16 protein-coding genes are annotated in these 16,018 nt (G+C 40.7%); 7 read left to right on the top strand and 9 right to left on the bottom strand.

Going from position 1 to position 16,018, the window contains the following annotated elements:
- Positions 1-33: 33 nt before the first annotated feature.
- Complete coding sequence (locus AOC35_RS05985) at positions 34-831, bottom strand: alpha/beta fold hydrolase (protein ID WP_108646230.1); 798 nt, start codon at positions 829-831, stop codon at positions 34-36.
- A gap of 158 nt (positions 832-989) precedes the next feature.
- On the opposite strand from AOC35_RS05985, the gene AOC35_RS05980 reads away from it, so the two are divergent.
- Positions 990-2,243 carry an ABC transporter substrate-binding protein gene (locus AOC35_RS05980; RefSeq protein WP_108646229.1) on the top strand — a complete coding sequence of 418 codons (1,254 nt, stop codon included), beginning with the start codon at positions 990-992 and terminating at the stop codon, positions 2,241-2,243.
- Positions 2,244-2,326: 83 nt separating this feature from the next.
- On the opposite strand, the gene AOC35_RS05975 is transcribed toward AOC35_RS05980, so the two are convergent.
- The 6 genes from AOC35_RS05975 to AOC35_RS05950 are packed head-to-tail and all read right to left on the bottom strand — an operon-like array spanning position 2,327 to position 8,085.
- Positions 2,327-3,532, bottom strand: a complete 1,206-nt coding sequence (locus AOC35_RS05975) for an amidohydrolase family protein (RefSeq protein WP_108646228.1) — start codon at positions 3,530-3,532, stop codon at positions 2,327-2,329.
- A 25-nt stretch (positions 3,533-3,557) separates the two neighbouring features.
- A complete protein-coding gene (locus AOC35_RS05970) occupies positions 3,558-4,271 on the bottom strand; it encodes an ABC transporter ATP-binding protein (RefSeq protein ID WP_245898441.1) in 714 nt (237 codons plus the stop codon).
- On the bottom strand, positions 4,261-5,001 hold the full coding sequence (locus AOC35_RS05965; protein WP_108646226.1) for an ABC transporter ATP-binding protein: 741 nt from the start codon (positions 4,999-5,001) through the stop codon (positions 4,261-4,263). The genes AOC35_RS05970 and AOC35_RS05965 overlap by 11 nt, the downstream gene beginning before the upstream one ends.
- The gene (locus AOC35_RS05960) at positions 4,998-5,942 is read right to left on the bottom strand and encodes a branched-chain amino acid ABC transporter permease (protein WP_108646225.1); all 945 of its coding nucleotides are present in this window, start codon (positions 5,940-5,942) and stop codon (positions 4,998-5,000) included. Before AOC35_RS05960 ends, AOC35_RS05965 begins: the two co-directional genes overlap by 4 nt.
- Positions 5,939-6,799, bottom strand: a complete 861-nt coding sequence (locus AOC35_RS05955) for a branched-chain amino acid ABC transporter permease (protein ID WP_108646224.1) — start codon at positions 6,797-6,799, stop codon at positions 5,939-5,941. The genes AOC35_RS05960 and AOC35_RS05955 overlap by 4 nt, the downstream gene beginning before the upstream one ends.
- Positions 6,800-6,837: 38 nt before the next feature.
- A complete protein-coding gene (locus tag AOC35_RS05950; protein ID WP_108646223.1) occupies positions 6,838-8,085 on the bottom strand; it encodes an ABC transporter substrate-binding protein in 1,248 nt (415 codons plus the stop codon).
- A gap of 382 nt (positions 8,086-8,467) precedes the next feature.
- On the opposite strand from AOC35_RS05950, the gene AOC35_RS05945 reads away from it, so the two are divergent.
- From AOC35_RS05945 to AOC35_RS05935, 3 genes are read left to right on the top strand one after another with little or no spacing between them, the layout of a single operon-like run.
- Positions 8,468-9,355 carry an NAD(P)-dependent oxidoreductase gene (locus AOC35_RS05945; RefSeq protein WP_159077495.1) on the top strand — a complete coding sequence of 296 codons (888 nt, stop codon included), beginning with the start codon at positions 8,468-8,470 and terminating at the stop codon, positions 9,353-9,355.
- Between the two features lie 45 nt (positions 9,356-9,400).
- A complete protein-coding gene (locus AOC35_RS05940) occupies positions 9,401-9,883 on the top strand; it encodes a (2Fe-2S)-binding protein (protein WP_108646221.1) in 483 nt (160 codons plus the stop codon).
- The gene (locus tag AOC35_RS05935) at positions 9,880-12,009 is read left to right on the top strand and encodes a xanthine dehydrogenase family protein molybdopterin-binding subunit (RefSeq protein WP_108646220.1); all 2,130 of its coding nucleotides are present in this window, start codon (positions 9,880-9,882) and stop codon (positions 12,007-12,009) included. The genes AOC35_RS05940 and AOC35_RS05935 overlap by 4 nt, the downstream gene beginning before the upstream one ends.
- A gap of 78 nt (positions 12,010-12,087) precedes the next feature.
- Here the strand turns inward: AOC35_RS05935 and AOC35_RS05930 are convergent, their stop codons facing one another.
- Positions 12,088-12,525 (bottom strand): GlcG/HbpS family heme-binding protein, encoded by a 438-nt coding sequence (locus tag AOC35_RS05930; protein WP_108646219.1) that lies wholly within the window; start codon positions 12,523-12,525, stop codon positions 12,088-12,090.
- A gap of 49 nt (positions 12,526-12,574) precedes the next feature.
- Entirely contained in the window at positions 12,575-13,111 is a 537-nt protein-coding gene (locus AOC35_RS05925) for a flavin reductase family protein (protein ID WP_108646218.1), read from the bottom strand.
- Between the two features lie 253 nt (positions 13,112-13,364).
- On the opposite strand from AOC35_RS05925, the gene AOC35_RS05920 reads away from it, so the two are divergent.
- Genes AOC35_RS05920 through AOC35_RS05910 form a run of 3 tightly spaced genes read left to right on the top strand, consistent with a single transcriptional unit; the run spans position 13,365 to position 15,867 of the window.
- A complete protein-coding gene (locus tag AOC35_RS05920; protein WP_108646217.1) occupies positions 13,365-14,138 on the top strand; it encodes an alpha/beta fold hydrolase in 774 nt (257 codons plus the stop codon).
- Positions 14,139-14,150: 12 nt separating this feature from the next.
- Positions 14,151-15,164, top strand: coding sequence for a Gfo/Idh/MocA family protein (locus tag AOC35_RS05915; protein WP_108646216.1), 1,014 nt, complete (start codon positions 14,151-14,153; stop codon positions 15,162-15,164).
- Between the two features lie 22 nt (positions 15,165-15,186).
- Complete coding sequence (locus tag AOC35_RS05910; protein WP_211307484.1) at positions 15,187-15,867, top strand: TetR/AcrR family transcriptional regulator; 681 nt, start codon at positions 15,187-15,189, stop codon at positions 15,865-15,867.
- The last annotated feature ends 151 nt before the right edge of the window (positions 15,868-16,018 follow it).

The following is a 16,018-nucleotide window of genomic DNA, read 5'->3' as shown; positions in this document are numbered from 1 at the left end:
GGTTAAAAAGTAAAACAAGACTACAACGATTGTTTAGTTTTTGATGAAATCTTGAATTGCCGCATAGAATGCCTCTGGATCTTGTAGTTGTGGAACGTGAGCTAAACCAGGCAAAATGTTCAGACTTGCTTTCGGAAGTAAATTTGCCAACTCCTCAGACATCGCCGGTGGAGTTGCTTCATCCAATTCTCCACAAAGCACAAGTGCTGGAATCTGCAAATCTTTTACTAAGGGTCTTAAATCCATTGTAGCAAGAGCATTACAAGCGCCGTGGAAGGTTTCCATATCAATACTCAAAAAGCGCTCTTTACGCTGTGCAATTAACTCTGGATGTTGTTCTTGGTAAGCGGGTGCAAAAAGCCTACGCATCGCCACATCAGCAATTGCGGTCAAGCCTTTGTTTTTGGCATTCTCAGACATTCCTCTGAACGCTGCACGACCAGGTTCTGTGAAGCAGGCGCCACAATCAGCTAAGATCAGTTTGGAGACTAATGCTGGGTGTCTAATGGCCGTATTGAGTGCCACAAAACCACCGTAGCCATTCCCTAAAAAGATGGGAGCAGGTGATAAATTTAATGTTTTTAAAGCGCCGCCAATTTGATCTGCTATAGCATCTAGTGAACCACCTACGAAGCTCGATGATTCAAATCCCGGCAAACTTAATACGATTACTTGATGATCTTTGGCTAAGTTGGGTAAGACTTTATCAAAACTCGTTTGATCTGCTAACAAAGAGTGAAACAAAACAATGGATGGGCCTGCGCCGTAAACTTTAACGCTAAGTTGGTGCTGGTTAAATTGCAGATTGACGGATTCGAAGTTGATAGACATATTGATTTTCCAAAATTAGCGGTTAGTGTTTGACAGGTCTCTTATTGAATAATTTTTAATGAATGGAACTGTTGGATGAAAACATACAATTGCCAATTATACTTTTTTCAATCGCCTAAATATAGCATAATTGAGGCACGATTAATAAGGAGATAATAATGCAACTTAAAAGAAAAACTTTAGCCATTCTGATCGCTGCATGTGGTTTTAGCTTGAGTGCTATTCAACCATCTCTAGCCGCTTCTACAGAGCCTATTCGAGTGGGATTTTTAACGATCAAATCAGGTGCATTAGCTGCTGGTGGCATCCAAATGGAAGAGGCAATTAAACTTTTCTTAAAAGAAAGAAATAATACAATTGCTGGTCGCAAAGTTGAGTTATTTACTGGTGATACAGGTGGTCAACCGGCAATTACTAAATCCAAAATGCAAGAGATGGTCGAAAAAAATAAAGTACAGGTTGTCATTGGACCTTTAGCAGCCTTTGAAGCCATCGCTGTGGATGACTTTATCAAACGCTCTGAAATACCTACGATTTCGCCATCAGCTGGGGCTGAAGATCTAACGCAGCGTAAACCAAATCCATGGTTTGTTCGTGCTGTAGGAAGTTCTGCGCAAGCGAATCATCCCCTTGGTGAATACGCTGCTAAAGAGTTGAAATACAAACGTATTGCAATTATTGGTGATGATTTTGCTTTTGGTCATGAAAACGTAGGTGGCTTTCAAAGAACCTTTGAAGAAAATGGTGGCAAAGTAGTTCAAAAATTATGGGCCCCATTAAATACAGCTGATTATGGAGCTTACATTAGTCAAATTAAACCTAATATTGATGCTGTTTATATTGCCTTTGCTGGAAGTAACGGCGTTAAATTCCTCAGACAGTACAAAGAGTACGGGATGAAAGAAAAGCTTCCGGTCATTGCGAATATGACAGCTGTTGATGAAGGCATTTTGGGCTCAATGGGTGATGAGGCCTTGGATATTATTTCTTCTGGTTGGTATGCTGAGACAATTAAAAACCCCAACAATGAAAAGTTTGCTCAGGGCATGATGAAGGACTTTAAACAAGCGCCTGGTTATTATTCTGTGGGTGCATACGGTGCAGCTCTAATGCTAGAGAAAGCACTAAAAGAAGTAAAAGGGAATATCGAAAATAAAGCGGAATTTATGAGTGCTCTTCGTAATGTTACCGTTAGTGACGATCCCCGCGGAAAAATCACTTTAGATGCTTTGGGTAATCCGATTATGAATGTTTATATTCGTAAAGTAGTGAAGATAGATGGTCGTTTAACCAACTCCATTATCAAAACTTACCCAAATGTGACGCAGTTTTGGAATTACAAAACTGCCGAATTTATTTCAAAGCCAGTTTATTCCAGAGACTATCCAGTATCGAATAATATTGAGAAATAAAACTTAAATAAAAGTTTCAGCTACAAAAAATCCCCTTAGTTCAAACCTGAGGGGATTTTTTTTAGTACTTAAAAAATTGAAAATTACTTGATTTTAATTTTCATCATCTTGACAGCATTACCACCTTCAATTAATTTACGATCTTCAGAAGACAAACGCTTCACGCCTCTAATCGTATCTAATGGATGATCATCAGCCATGTCATATGGATAGTCAGTACCAAGCATCACATGGTCAGCACCAAAGCGACGGATGAGGTTGCCTAACATTTCTGAGTCATGCGTAATCGTATCGAAATAAATCTTTTCTAAATATGAAGAAGGCTTTTTCTTAATGACGGTACGACAGTCTTTACGAGCACCCCATGCATGATCCATACGAGCCCAATAATGTGCTAAGAATCCACCACCATGTGCTGCGATGAATTTAATTTTTGGATAGCGCTGAATGATGCCATCAAAAATCAAGTGACTTACTGCAACAGTAGTTTCTAAAGGATTACCAATAACGTTATTAAAGTAATGGTTACGTAAACGATCACCTTGTGTAAATCCTAAAGGATGCATGAAGATGACACAACCTAGTTCGTTTGCCTTGGCAAAAAACTTTTCAAGTCCAAGACTTGGATCGGTTAGGTTTTTACCATTGACGTTTGTACAAATTTCTACGCCTTTGAGACCTAAAGTCTTAACACAATACTCGAGTTCTTTTACTGCTAATTCTGCGTTTTGAAGAGGTACTGAACCAAGTCCAACAAAGCGATCCGGATTACCCGCCACTACATTGGCAATACCGTCGTTTACATCACGCGCTAAACTGGCACCTAGATCTGCTTCGGTGAAGTAAAAATAATGATACGGGGCTGGAGCTACTGCTTGAATATCCACGCCCATTTTGTCCATATCTTTTAAGCGCTCATCAACGCCCATCAATTTTGGAGCCCTAGTTTTCATTTGGGCAATATTGGTCTCATTCGTAATATCTGTAGCAAAAATAACGGTTGGATCATATGACGGTGCATTGAGGTGAGCCGTTTTAGCATTCACTTCTGGATTTAAATAATGGCAATGAATATCAACGACTAAATGTTGACCTTTTTTGTTTTTTACCATTGTTTGAGTAGGTGCTAAAACTTTCTTTGCTGGCGCTTTTTTAGCCGCTGTTTTTGCTGCACCTTTACTACTTGCAGATGCTTTTTTTGTAGCATTAGTAGCCATCATCTCAGCTGAGTCTGATGAACCATGGTTATGCGCTGGGTTAGAACAAGACGAAGAACAAGTGTAAAACATAATGACCTCTATTTAAAAAGAAAAATTAAAAAACACCGAGATGTTTAGTTGCCAACTCAGGGTTTTCATGAACATCTTTGGCTGGGCCTTGGTAGGCAATTTCACCAGTATTAAGAACAACTACATTATCCGCTACGCTCATCGCTAGTTGAAAGTTTTGTTCGACGAGAATAATTGATAAGCCTTCACTTTTAATGAGTTCAATACCACGCGCCACTTCAGCAACAATTAATGGAGCAAGTCCTTCGGATGGCTCATCAAGCAGTAATACATCTGGATTGCCCATTAAAGCACGCCCAATGGCCAACATTTGCTGTTCGCCACCTGACAAGGTTCCTGCTCGTTGTTTTGTTCTTGTTACAAGTTGTGGGAAGAGTTCATAAACTCTTTTTAAATTCCACATCGCTTTGATTGGTCTTTTTTGCTCAGCAACCAATAAGTTTTCTTCTACAGATAAACTTGGGAAAATACGACGACCTTGCGGAACCAGACGAATACCAGCTTTGGCGATAAATTCAGGTTTCTCTTTGGCGGTATCTTTGCCAAACAATAAAATCTCACCACTTTTTGGTGTTAGCAAACCAGAGATGGTTTTCATGAGAGTTGTTTTACCAGCTCCATTACGACCCAATAAAGCAAGTAAGGTACCTTCCTCGAGGTTCAGCGAAAGATCATATAAAACATGACTATCGCCATAATAGGAATTAATTTTCTTGAGTTCAAGAGCATTAGTGGCCAAGATACACCTCCTGAACTTTAGGATCATTGACAACCGTGTCACGGTCACCATCAACAATGACTTTACCGTATTGCAAAACTAAGATTTTCTCCGCAAAGGCAAGGGCAACATCCATATCATGTTCAATCATAACGATGGCAGTTTCTTTTGAAATAGAATTAATTAAATCAGCTACCAATACACGTTCATCACGCGAAAGACCAGCTAAGGGCTCATCGAGAAGCAATACCTTTGGTTGTTGCGCAAGGGCTAAAGCGATTTCAACACGACGCTGCTCACCATAAGAAATTTCTGTAACCCGACGGTGTGCCTGAGATTTGAGACCAACGCTATCTAGTAGTTCAAGCGCTTGATCATAAAGTGGATCATTGGCGGGCAAGCTCTTAAATAGTTGATTTTTTCTTTTGTGGATACCTAACAAAGAAAGCACGACGTTATGTGCCAGACTATCTTTAGCAAATAGGGTAATAATTTGGTAAGTTCTACTCATGCCTTGATGGGCACGATCATGAACTGGCTTACCAATCATGTTTTGACCATATAAGAAAACTTCACCAGAGTCGGGCAGTAAATCGCCAGTTATTTGAGCAAATAGAGTTGTTTTACCAGCGCCATTGGGGCCAATAATTAACCTTCTTTCGCCAGGCATCACTTGTAAATTAACACTTTGGGTAACAGCAACTCCCCCAAAGCTTTTTTGAAGATCCTTTACTTCTAATGCGATAGTCATTTTTTACCTCCAAAGAGACGATTCTTTAGTTGGATGATTCCAGGAACCATTCCAGTTGGCATAAAGATGACGATAAATACGAAAATAATTCCGAGTAACATATTCCAACGTTCCACAAAACCTGACACATAGTTTTTTAACAAAACAATCAAAATGGATCCAAGGATAGGTCCTGCCAAAGTACCAGCACCTCCAGCAATCACGCACAATAAACCTTCAGCCGACGAGGTGATGGACATCACACTAGGATGAACATACTTGTTAAAGTAAATGTAGAGTAGACCAGAAATCGCACCAAAAAAGCTTGACAGTACAAAGCTAATCCAGCGAATTTTCCATACGTTAAAGCCGAGCGCACTCATTCGTTTATCCTGATCTCTTGTGCCTTTTAAGCTAGCCCCAAAAGGTGAGTTCACAATCCGTGCAATAAAAAATAAGCAAACAATCGTAATGATTAAAGTAAACCAATAAAAATTAGTACTGTTCTCTAAATCCCAACCAAATGGAGTAGGGCGAGTTAAACCGGACAAACCATTATCGCCGTTGGTTAAACCTACCCAACGATAACCGATCCCCCAAACAATTTGAGATAGAGCTAGTGTCAGCATTAAAAAACTGAGACCAGAAGCGCGTAGAGAAATCCAACCAAAGATGGCTCCCACAAAAGTGGTAAAGGCAATCGCGATAATTGCGGTATAACCGTGATCTAAGCCTGTTTTCAAAAATAACCAAGCAGAGGTATAGGCAGATAAACCTAAATAGGTGGCATGACCTAAAGAGGTAAGACCACCGTAACCAACTAGGATGTTCAGACTTGCAGCAAAAACTGCTGCAATCATAATTTGGCTACCTAAGTTGACGTAATACTCCCCAAAAAACATTGGGGCAATCGTAAGGATTGCAGCAACCGCCAAATAAAAATAATTGTTTTTCAAAATCATGCTTTCATCGTCCCAAATAGCCCTGATGGTCTAAAGGCAATTACAAAAACCATCGGTAAAAATAAAATAACATAGGCAAGATCAGGAACTAGAGCAATCCCAAAGGTATATACGAAACCAATGATGAAACTCGCAACAAAAGTACCAATCAAACTACCAACACCACCCAGAATTACCACAATTAATGCAAGTGGCAACATATCAGCATCAAGCCCAGGGTAAGCATTTAACATCGGTCCGCCAACTGATCCACCGAGACCGGCTAGTAGAGCGCCTAGACAGAAAACTACAGTAAACAGTAGTGATGCAGGGATGCCAACTGCGCGAGCCATTTGCATATCATCGACCCCAGCACGAATCATAGCCCCTAAGCGTGTTCTTTCCATTAATAAATATAAGCCAATCGCAATCACAACCGAGATAGCTACTACTACTAATCTATAAGTTGGAAACATAAAGCCAAACATTTGAAGAGGGGAGCGAAACATTTCCGGAGCATTAATTGGAATCGGATCACCACCCCAAATCATTAAACAGGCATCAGCAGCAACAAATGAAAGGCCGAGTGTTGCTAAAACTTGCCCTTGGGAATTGTTACTCAGAGCACGTAAAATAAAGCGCTCAATTAAACCACCAATGATTGCAACTCCCACCATAGCAACGATAGCAGCAACCCAAAGACTATATCCTTCTCTTAAAGTCGCGGCGGCTAGATAAGCGCCGATCATAAATAACGAACCATGCGTCAGATTCGCGATACGCATTAACCCAAAAATCAACGCAAACCCAGAGGAAAGCATAAACAGCAATCCTCCGAGTGCGAGACTATTAAGGGTTTGAATTACCCAAAATTGCATAAAATTACCTAATTACCTATTGTGATGAACTGTGATGCTTAAGACTCTAAATTCTTCGCTGGTGGGAAGTCTCTTGAGTAAACCGGATTTGCTAAGAAGGCCTTTTGATCATATGTCCAAAACTGGCTTACGTTTGTATACGTTTTAGTAACAGTATTGACTAAACGACCATCCTTACGTTCTACTTTTCTGATATAAACGTCACCAACAATATTGCCAAGGCTATCAAACTTTACAGGTCCACGTGCAGTTGGTATGTTGGATTTTTTCAAAGCAGCCATTAAAGCTTCTTTATTTGCCACATTACCATTAACTGCTCTAATAGCTGCATCGAGAACAGCGGCATTTGTATAGGTAGCAGCGGCGTAGAAGCCTGGGTCATATTTATTAGCAGCGCGGAATGCAGGAGCGAATTTATTATTGATTGGGTTGTTAAGTTCAGCAGAATACCAGCAAGCAGTTTCAATACCTAAAGCTTCGTTACCCATATTCTTTAACACAGCTTCATCAATTGCTGTCATACCACCAACAATTGCCATTTTGCCATTCAATCCATATTCATTAAATTGGCGAATAAATCTAAAGCCATTTGAACCAGCAAAGCCCAAGAAAATAGCATCAACTTTTGGATTTAATTGAGCCAAGAAGCTACCGTAATCAGGCACTGCTAATGGTGAGAAAAGTTTTTGAACGATCTTGCCACCGTTTTCTTCGAATACACGCTGGAAACCAGCATTCATTTCATGGCCATAAGCGATATCGTCAGCAATCATGATCATCCGCTTGTAACCTTTTACCTTGGCACAATACTCAGCCATTGGGTGAGCACACTGTGAAGAAGTGGACGTTGCTCTTACGAACCATGGATTTGGTTTGCGTTGAGTCATGTCTTCTGCTGCGGCAACTGATAAGGTTGGGATTTTTTGAGCTTTGATGTAATCATCTACAGCTAGCGCCTCAAACGCAGCTAAAGGACCCATCACTGCATGTACTTTATTACGCTCGTATAGTTCTGAAATCTTGGTTTTGGTGTTGGCAGGAACTCCACCAGTATCAGCAACGGTTAGCTCAACTTTTCTACCGCCCATCATATTATTATTTTCAGCTAGCCATTGCTTCAAACCTAATTCCATATCGATTCCGCCGGACGCGAGAGGACCAGTTTTTACAGTTAATAAACCAATTCTTACTGGTTCATTCGTTTGTGCTCGCAGAATACTTGGGGCAGCTAATGTTAGACCTGCTGCAGCAGTGCCTTGTATAAAAGAACGACGATCTAAACTCATGGTGTCTCCTCCAATGTTAATTTAAAAGTAGTGCATTAAAAAAAGTAGTACATTAAAAACGCATAAATACTTCACTAATGATTAGTTGATCAGTAAAAAGTTTTAGACTTGGTTTAACAATTATATAAACATATTAATAATCACAACATGGAGATTAAAGGATTCTACGGCTTTAAAATATAAGGGTATTTACCTATTTTTAAAGAATTCAAATATTAGAGATACCCTCCTGGGAAACGAATAAGTACTAATACCTGATAAAAATAGGATTAATTCCTTGTTCTTTATTGATTATTTGATCACTACTAATTATTATTGGGAATTCAGCGATAATCGTTGATTGTGGGTAAACTTTTGTAAATATTATTTTTCGGAGATGATGATGAAACTTGGATTAATTGGTACCGGCAAAATGGGTAGTGCAATGGTAGAGCGCCTCATTGAATGTGGTCATGAATTGGTAATCTGGAATCGGTCAATAGAAAAAACCGTTCCTTTAGTTGCTCTTGGCGCAACCACAGCCAAATCACCAGCAGATGTCATTAGTCAAGTTGATGTCATGATTTCTATATTAACGGATGCCGCAGCGATTGATTCAGCTTATCGTGGGGAGCAAGGCGTGCTCAAAGCAAATATTGCTGGCAAATTGATGATTGAAATGAGTACTGTTCGTCCATCTACGTCAATTGCTTTAGCTGATGAAGTGAAAGCTTTAGGTGGTTCAATTGTGGATTGTCCGGTTGGCGGCACGGTAGCTCCTGCTAAAGCTGGTAAATTATTAGGACTAGTTGGTGGAGATGAAGCTGCAGTTGCTAGGGCTCGCCCAATTTTGGAACAATTATGTCGTCGGGTTGAGCACGTGGGTAAAAATGGTGCTGGGGCGACTTTAAAGTTAACGGTCAATTTACCATTGTTGGTATTTTGGCAATCCTTTAGTGAGGCATTATCAATTTCCTCAAAATTAGATATCTCTCCAGAGCGTTTGATGGATATTCTTTCTGATACATCAGGCGCTCCAAATATGATGAAGGCTCGCGTTCCAGCCTTAGTATCCTGCTTAAAAGGTGAACCACAACCCCCAGCGGCTTTTACTTTAGATAATATTCGTAAAGATTTAAGAACGATGATCGAAGAGGCTCAATCCCTAGGTTGGAACGTGCCTGTTACGCAAGCAGCACTTTCTGAACTGGATAAAACATCTGCTGCCGGTTTGGGCAATTCAGATGGCACCGCTGTTCCAGCTTGGTTTATTAACACCTATTGCAAGTAAATCTTATCAACTAATCTATTTACAAAAAACCTATTTTTCTAACTTATGTCAAACTCAACTCAATTTCAACTCAACGGAAAGTTATGCGAAGTAACGACCAATGAGAATACTCCCCTGTTATATGTACTCAGAAATGACCTGGACCAAAAAGGTTCCCGTTTTGGTTGTGGTACCGGTAACTGTGGTGCTTGTACTGTAATCGTCGACGGTACCGCGACACAGTCTTGCAACACCCCATTATGGTCTGTAAGTCAAAAGAATATCTGGACAGCAGAAGGGCTTGCTTTGGATCCGATTGGTAAGTTAGTTCAAGAGGCATTCGTTAGAGAACAAGCTGCCCAATGTGGTTATTGTATTAACGGCATCATGATGAGTATTACTGCGCTATTGAAGAAAAATCCGAATCCTAGTAGAGCTGAGCAAAATGCTGCTCTAGATGCTAATTTATGCCGTTGTGGCACCCATGTTCGAATTTTCAAAGCCCTTGCTAGTGTGGTTGAGACTCTGTCGAAGGAGGCAGTAGCATGAGTAACGTCCAAACAAATCCATTGCCAACTTATATTCAATCCCATCCAATGCTCAACCAATGGTTTGCATTGGATCAATTGCCTTTATTAACGGTATACAGTGGCAAAGTAGAACTAGGCCAAGGTATTCAAACTGCATTACAACAAATTGCTTGCCAAGAGCTGGGTATTACACTTGATCAAATTCATTGGGTTGCTGGTAATACTCAGCATTCACCGAATGAATGGTATACGGCAGGTAGTCAATCGATTGAAAATGGTGGCGCATCTTTACGCTGTGCACTCTCTCATGCGCGTTGGCTCTTTTTGAATGCTGCCGCAAAAGCCTTGAATGTCAATGTGCATGATGTGCAAATTAAAGCGGGCATTTTTTCCTGCTCAGGTGTATCAAAAACGGTGACATATGCAGAATTAGCCTCCCAAATTGATATTCATATTCCAATCGAGGCGCTCCCTGAAGCAGCAGCATCCTCATCTCAGGTAAAAGAAGCAATTATCGGTCAAAGTATTCCAAGAAAAGACCTACTTGATAAGTTATCTTCTGGTGCATTTATTCACGATGTGGTTTTACCTGAAATGTACCACGCTAGAATGCTGCGCCATAGTCATGCTCAATCAACGATCCAATCTGTCGACCTCGATGCAATCAAGGCATTAAACGGAGTAGAGCAGGTAGTTTTGAGCGGTAGTTTTTTGGCAATTCTTGGTAAAAATGAAGCAGCCTTAGTTGCTAGTTTGCCAAAGGCCCATCAATGTGTTCAGTGGCAGTTGCCCTCGTTTGTTGAACGTCAACGGCCCATCGAAGAAATCTTAACGACTCTTCCTGCCAGCGATAAGATCGTTTTTAACAAAGGTGAGGCAAGTGCTTCTGCGTCACAAATGACTGCGAGATACACAAGACCTTTTATCGCCCATGCCTCCATTGGTCCAGCTTGTGCTTTAGCTCAAATGGTTGATGGACATTTAACTGTGTGGTCCCACACCCAAGGTTCCCATTTATTGCGCGATCAAATTGCAGTTGGACTTCGTCAAGATGCATCCACAATTGATGTGATTCATTTGCACGGAGCAGGTTGTTATGGTCATAACAGTGCCGATGATGTTGCTTTTGATGCCGCTTTTATTACCCAACAAACAGGTTTGACTGTTCGCGTGCAGTGGACCCGTGAGGAAGAGTTATCAGCAACCCCATTCGGTTCAGCTAGTATGATGCAAATTGATGCAGGACTTGATGAAAATGGCAGAATTGTTTCCTGGCAATCTGAAGTTTGGTCTCCGACTCATATCGCAAGACCTGGTTGCTGGCAAGGTACTATTAATTTATTAGGTGCATGGATGATTGATCCACCGCATCCTGTCGATGCTACTCAGGATGTGCCACTGCCAAACGGTGGGGGATTACGCAATGCGGTTGCAATCTATGATTTTGCTCATCAAGAAATCCGTCACCATATGTTGCCTCAGGTACCTGTTAGAACTTCAGCTCTTCGTAGTTTAGGGGCTTACTTAAACGTCTATGCGATCGAATCCTTTTTGGATGAATTAGCGGAGTCTATTGGGCAAGATCCAATTGACTTGCGCCTGTCTTACTTATCCGATCCTCGCTCGATTGCTCTTATTCAGCGTGTTGCACAAATGTCGAATTGGGCTCAGCGTGATCAATTACCGGAAGGAACTGCTTTAGGGATTGGTTTTGGACGTTATAAGAACTTCGGGGCTTACTGCGCAGTCGTGGTTCAAGTACGCGTTGAAGAAAAAATTCATGTTGAGAAAGTTTGGTCAACTGCTGATGCAGGCAGAATTATCAATCCAGACGGTCTTCTTAACCAAATTGAAGGTGGGATTATTCAAGCAATTAGTTGGACTCTCAAAGAACAAGCGACTTGGGATGATCTCAACATTACTTCTAACACCTGGGATACTTATCCAATTCTGAATTTCTCCGAAGTTCCTGAAGTGATGGTGGAGTTACTGGATCAGCCGAATGCCCCAAGTCTGGGTGGCGGAGAGGCAGCAGCGGGCCCAACTGGTGCGGCGATTGCGAATGCACTGAATGCGGCGCTAGGTGTACGTGCAAGACACTTACCATTAAGTCCAGATCGTTTGGCTCAGCTCATCGCTAGTTAATTTGATGTCGATTTAAAGCAAAAAAGCCCTGAATTAGAAATAATTCAGGGCTTTTACAATGAAAAGGGTGACTTGTTTTTACTTGTCGCCGGTATCTGCAACTAAGCCAGCAGCGGTAATACCTGCTACCGCACAAATCTCGTCATTAATCGAAGTATCGCCAGTAATACCGACTGAACCAATAATTTGTCCCTCAGCATTACGAATGAGAACGCCGCCAGGTACAGGTACCATTTTTCCACCTGACATAGCGTTTAAGGCAACGAAGAAACTTGGCATCGCCTCAGCACGTCTTGCTAGTTCGCGACCACCAAAGCCCATACCAAGCGCACCCCATGCCTTACCCATGGCGATATCTTGTCTTAAGATACTGCAGTTGTCTTCACGCAATAGTGCTTTCATTTGACCGCCAGCATCTAAAACAATCACCGTTAGGGGGTGAAATTTCATTTCGCGGCCTTTTTCTAAGGATGTTTTTGCAATTAAAAGGGCTTGCTCTAAATTAACATTTGACATGGTGATCCTTCAAGATTGAGATATAAGTAATTGAGAAATAAGTGAAATATTATGCTGTATGATCTGCTGCTGAGTGATACTTTCCCTTCCAAAAGAAAAGTGGGGCAGTATTTTCAGAAGTGTTATAAGAATAGCTTAACACTTTTCCGATGAAGATTAAATGGTCACCACCTTCAACTTCATTTTCCTTGGTACAAACGAAATGGCCAAGGGTGCCATCCAAAATCGGAATGCCATGTTCATTTAAATGATGGGGAATGTCTTTAAATTTATCTTCACTAGGTCTTGCAAAGTGATTAGAAATATCCTTTTGATCTTCTGCCAATATATTGACAATAAAATAGGGCGATTCAATAAATGCTTGATGACTCGGTGCACCTCTCACCTGTGACCATAATACAAGAGGCGGGGAAAGAGAAACAGAATTAAAGGAACTTACGGTAACCCCGAATACCTTACCATTTTTATCAATAGTCGTAATTACGGTGACACCCGTTCCAAAGTGTCCTAAAGCGTTACGGAAATCTCTTGAGTCAAACTCTGGACTTTGTTCTTGGGTATCTTTTGCACGATCGACTGGGCTCATCTTTATCTCCATTAATTTTCTTAAATAGTAATCGCTTGATCATTAGAAGTCAATCTGAAGTGATAAAACATTTAATCAATTTGTTTCCTACCCATTTTTAAATTGATAAAAATTGATCTTTTATTAGGGAAAACCCATACTCTTGCTGTGGATTACCTTCATTATTGAGGTAGATACTTGCCAATTGAAGTTGAGTATATTAAAGTGATCAAACGATCCTTATTTTTAAAACAACATACATAAAGAGACAGTTATGACAATTACTTCATTTCAATTAGAAGGGTGTAGTAATGCACCAGTATTAGTGATCGGCAACTCCTTAGGAGCAAATTACTCCATGTGGGACGATCAGATTGAAGTCTGGAAAAAGCACTTTTTAGTTTTGCGTTACAACTACCGTGGCCATGGCGACACCCCTGCCATCGGCGCAGTTGCCTCAACAGAAGATTTAGCTAAAGACATTATTGAACTCACTGACCGATTAAATATTCAGAAATTTCACTGGTTAGGTTTATCACTTGGCGCAATGTTGGGCTTATATATGGCAGCGCATTATTCTGATCGGGTATTGAGCCTGTCAGCAGCTTGCTTTAGACATTCACAAACAGATGAAACAAAAGCGCAGTGGTTAACACGTATTGCAACCGTAAATGAAAAAGGTATACAAGCAATTGTGGATGGTACTGCTGATCGTTGGTTAACAGAAGGTTATCGTGTGGCAAACCCTGCCGATGATCAAAAATTACGCAAAATGATTGCCACCACAAGTAATGATGGTTATATGGCATGTGGTACGGCTGTGATGACCTATGATGCGAGACCGTATGCTGCAAAAATTCAATGTCCAACATTACTAATTAGTGGCGAGTTTGATATGGGTGCACCGACAGCTGAAGTTGCTTCTTTGACAAATGTGATTCCAAAAAGTCAACATGTGATGTTGCCAGCTGCGCATATTGCTAACGTTGAATGTAAAAGAGAGTTTGAATCATTAGTCGTGAATTTTATTAATACTATTTCTGCATAGAACGAGATAAAAATGAATCCTGTAAATGTTGCTGTTATTGGTTATGGTTGGTGGGGGAAAATTATTACTGCCACTTTGCAAGCGAGTGAGTTTTTAAATGTAGTGATGGTCATTGAAAATGATCCAAATGTTGCTTCTCAAGCTACTGCTGACGGCCTAAAAATGGGCTTTGAAGTGGCTAGAGAATTTACGAATGCCATTGAAAATCCCAAAGTTGAAGCGATTGTTTTATGTACGCCACATCAATTCCATGCTCAGCAGATTCAATTAGCTGCCAAGGCTGGTAAGCATGTGTTTTGTGAAAAGCCACTTTGCCTTACTTTTGCGGATGCGCAAGCTGCGATTGAGGCTTGCAACAACGCTGGTGTCAAATTAGGTATCGGTCACGAGCGTCGTTTTGAGCCCGCAATCGTTGCCTTAAGAGAGGAGATTGCAAAAGGAACTTTAGGTACTATTTTACAAATCGAGGCAAATTTCTCCCAGGATAAATTCTTTGCATTACCAAAGGATAATTGGCGTCTGTCGAATAAGTTTGCTCCGGTTGGACCTTTAACTGCAACGGGAATTCATTTAGTGGATCTCGCGATTGCTATTTTTGGACCAGCTAAAGAAGTTTGGGCAAGACTAGCTACTCGTGGAAGTGATTTTGAAAATGGCGATACATTGGGCATCATGCTTGCCTTTGAAGGTGGTGCAAATGCTTTGATTAGTGCAATTTTAGCCACTCCATTTGATGGTCGGTTTTGTGTTTATGGATCGCATGGTTGGATTGAAATCAGAGATAACACCCATCCTGAAAACCCAACTGGATGGAATGTAACAACCCAATTACGCGGTCAAGAGAGAACTACTCATTTCATGCCGCCAGCTCCAACGGTTCGTTTTAATCTTGAGGCCTTTGCAAAAGGGATTCGAGGCGTTAGTGACTATCCAGTGATGCAAGCTGAAATGCTTGCAAACGTCGCTGCACTCGAAGCGATTATGCGTTCTGTGGAGACCAAGCAATTAGAAATAGTGAAGCATTAATTTCTGAATAAGTGAGTCTTGAATGATGAAGTCGAATGATCTTGTAGTCAACAAACCTATCAATTCTGCACCTCGCAAGCGGCTGAAACGTGAAGAGCGTGATCGTGAGATCGCTGCTGCTGCTGTGGCGTTTTTTGCAGAGGTTGGGTTTGATGGTGATACCCGTGAGCTTGCTCGTCGCTTAGGAGTTACTCAATCCCTCATTTTTCGTTATTTCCCAAGTAAAGCAGCTTTAATCGAACGTGTCTATCAGGAAGTATATGTTGGTAGATGGAATCCTTACTGGGAAACCATTATTGCTGATCGCTCAGTACCTTTAAAAGATCGTCTTATTAGATTTTATAAAGACTACTCGAAAATTTCTCTAACCTATGACTGGGTTCGAATTTTCATGTTTTCGGGTTTAAAGGGTGAAGATATTAATACAAGGTATTTAAAGTTTTTGCGCAGCAGAATCCTCGAGCCGATCGCTATTGAGGTGAGAGCAGAACTTGGCTTGCCGACAATTCAAGAGATACCCCTTAAAGAAAGTGAAGTTGAATTGGCCTGGGGTATCAATTCACGGACTTTTTATTTAGGACAACGTCGGTGGATTTTTAATATTCCTTTATCTTTAGATATTGATGAGATTGTTGAACATACGATCATTACTTATTTGGCAGGAGCTAAAACAGTGGTGCCAATGTTGATTAAACAAGATTAAGTAATTGTTTTTATTGTGATTTTTATAATTTATTGATAGTTTTTTATAGTATCTTAATTTGTAAACATCCCCCTGAGTTAGGGTATTTACTGATTGAGTAGATCTTTTTTAAGTCTTATAAATGATCAAGTGATTACTTTGTTTTATAATT

The sequence above is a fragment of the Polynucleobacter rarus genome (assembly GCF_003072505.1).
In the GTDB taxonomy this organism is placed as follows: Bacteria; Pseudomonadota; Gammaproteobacteria; order Burkholderiales; family Burkholderiaceae; genus Polynucleobacter; species Polynucleobacter rarus.
Note: the sequence above shows the minus strand (reverse complement) of the source record. Positions and strands in the feature narration are given on the sequence as shown.